This is a genomic window from Treponema sp. R6D11 (assembly GCF_054786075.1).
In genome coordinates this window covers 1-2566 of sequence record NZ_BDHD01000221.1, presented here as the reverse complement: position 1 = coordinate 2566, position 2566 = coordinate 1, and the positions used below count along the sequence as shown (strand labels likewise).

Annotated in this window: 4 protein-coding genes; all 4 read left to right on the top strand. The window is 65.9% G+C overall.

The window, feature by feature from the left end; genetic code table 11:
• On the top strand, nucleotides 1–234 hold a 234-nt coding region (locus ACYVTD_RS11480; protein WP_461247905.1), incomplete at its 5' end, for a type II toxin-antitoxin system ParD family antitoxin.
• Nucleotides 221–547 carry a type II toxin-antitoxin system RelE/ParE family toxin gene (locus tag ACYVTD_RS11475; RefSeq protein ID WP_049443014.1) on the top strand — a complete coding sequence of 109 codons (327 nt, stop codon included), beginning with the start codon at nucleotides 221–223 and terminating at the stop codon, nucleotides 545–547. The genes ACYVTD_RS11480 and ACYVTD_RS11475, both read left to right, overlap by 14 nt.
• 11 nt (nucleotides 548–558) lie before the next feature.
• Entirely contained in the window at nucleotides 559–1749 is a 1191-nt protein-coding gene (prpF, locus tag ACYVTD_RS11470) for a 2-methylaconitate cis-trans isomerase PrpF (RefSeq protein WP_461247904.1), read from the top strand.
• A gap of 71 nt (nucleotides 1750–1820) precedes the next feature.
• A partial coding sequence (locus ACYVTD_RS11465) for an MmgE/PrpD family protein (RefSeq protein ID WP_461247903.1) occupies nucleotides 1821–2566 on the top strand: 746 nt, incomplete at its 3' end.

Genomic DNA, 2566 nt, shown 5'->3' with positions numbered 1-2566 from the left:
ACCGATCCGCTCAAGCAGTTCGTGGACGAGGAAGTGCGCGAAGGCGGCTACTCCAGTACGTCGGATTATGTGCGTGATCTGATCCGCCAGCGTCAGCGCAGCAAGGCCGAAGAACTGCTCAAGCAGCTGATTGCCGAGGGGCTGGCGTCGGGGCCTGCCGTTCCGGTGACAGCGGCTACATTCGAGCGGATGCGTCGCGAACTGACCGAAAGGATGGAGCGTGAAGGCGATTGAATGGAGGCCCCGGGCCGAAGCCGACGCAGCCGATGCCGCGCTGTGGTTCGCACGGCAGGGTGGCCTGGTACTGGGTCGGCGCTTTCTCGCCGAGTTGGAGGCCACGCTTCAACGCATCGCGGTGTTTCCAGGCTCGGGTTCCACCCGGCACGCCGATCTTGCAGCACAGCTGCCGGTGCCGTTGCGCTTCATGCTGGTTCCGGGCTTCGAACGCTACCTCGTCTATTACCTCGATCTACCGGACCGCGTGGACATCATGCGTGTGTGGTGCGTTGACCGTGGCCTTGTCGCACTGATGCAAGACATTTCCTGAAATTCAAACGCGTGGATTCGACGATGACCTTCCTCCCGCAACTCCGTATTCCCGCCACCTACATGCGCGGCGGCACCAGCAAGGGCGTGTTCTTCCGCCTGCAGGACCTGCCCGAGGCCGCGCAGGTGCCCGGCGCCGCGCGCGATGCGCTGCTGATGCGCGTGATCGGTTCGCCCGATCCGTATGGCAAGCAGACCGACGGCATGGGCGGCGCCACCTCCAGCACCAGCAAGTGCGTGATCATTTCCACCGCCTCGGTGCCTGACCACGACGTGGACTACCTGTACGGCCAGGTCTCGATCGACACCGCCTTCGTCGACTGGAGCGGCAACTGCGGCAACCTCAGTACTGCAGTGGGTCCGTTCGCGATCGCCAATGGGCTGATCGATCCGGCCCGCGTACCGCGCGATGGCCTGTGCACCGTGCGCATCTGGCAGGCCAACATCGGAAAGACCATCATCGCCCACGTGCCGATGCGCGATGGCGAAGTGCAGGAGATCGGCGATTTCGAGCTGGACGGCGTGACCTTCCCGGCCGCCGAGATCCAGCTGGAATTCATCGATCCGTCCGATGACGGCGATGCGGGCGCGATGTTCCCGACCGGCAACCTGGTCGACACCCTCGATGTTCCCGGCGTGGGCAGTTTCGAGGTGACGATGATCACCGCGGGCATCCCGACCATCTTCCTCAACGCCGCCGACCTGGGCTACACCGGCACCGAGCTGCAGCCGGCGATCAACGAAGACAAGGCTGCGCTGCAGAAGTTCGAGACCATCCGCGCCTGCGGCGCCTTGCGCAGGGGGTTGATCAAGAGCCTGGAAGCCGCGGCGACCCGCCAGCACACGCCGAAGGTGGCCTTCGTGGCGCCGGCACAGGACTACGTTTCGTCCAGCGGCAAGGCCATTCCGGCGTCGGCGATCGACCTGCATGCGCGTGCGCTGTCGATGGGCAAGCTGCACCACGCGATGATGGGAACTGCCGCCGTGGCGATCGGCACCGCAGCAGCGATTCCGGGCACCCTGGTCAACCGTGCCGCCGGTGGTGGCGAACGCGAATCGGTGACCTTCGGTCATCCCTCCGGCACGCTGCGCGTGGGCGCGCAGGCCGGACGCGTTGACGGCCAGTGGACGGTGACCAAGGCCATCATGAGCCGCAGCGCCCGCGTGCTGATGGAAGGCAAGGTGCGGGTACCGGCCGAGTAGTGCTCTGGTAGATGCCAACCTTGGTTGGCCTGGTGCACGGGCAACCGTGCACCGCAATGAGGAGATCGACGATGTCCAGCAACCCCATTCCATCCAACGAGCGTGCAGCGTGGGATGCGCTGCTGGTGGACATCGTCGACTACGTGCGCGACGCGCGCATCGATTCACCCCTGGCGTTCCAGACCGCACATCACTGCCTGCTCGATACGCTGGGCTGTGGCCTGGAAGCGCTGTCCTTCCCAGCCTGCAGCAAGCTGCTCGGTCCTCTGGTGCCGGGTATCAGCGTGGTCAACGGTGCGCGCGTGCCGGGTACGCACTACGTGCTGGACCCGGTGCAGGCGGCCTTCAACCTGGGCGCGATGGTGCGCTGGCTGGATTTCAACGACACCTGGCTGGCCGCCGAATGGGGCCACCCGTCGGACAACCTAGGCGGCATCCTGTCTGTCTGCGATTGGCTGGGGCGCAACGCACAGGCCCTGCATCGCCCCGCGCCGACCCTGCATGACGTGCTGCTGGCGATGATCAAGGCGCACGAAATCCAGGGCGTGCTGGCCCTGCAGAATTCCTTCAACCGGGTTGGGCTGGACCACGTGGTGCTGGTCAAGGTGGCCACCACCGCAGTGGTCGCGCAGTTGCTCGGTCTGGATCGCGAACGCATGCTCAATGCGCTGTCGCTGGCCTGGGTCGATGGCCAGGCGCTGCGCACCTACCGGCACGCGCCCAACACCGGTTCGCGCAAGAGCTGGGCGGCTGGCGACGCCACCAGCCGTGGCGTGCGCCTGGCGCTGATGGCGGCCAGCGGCGAGATGGGCTATCC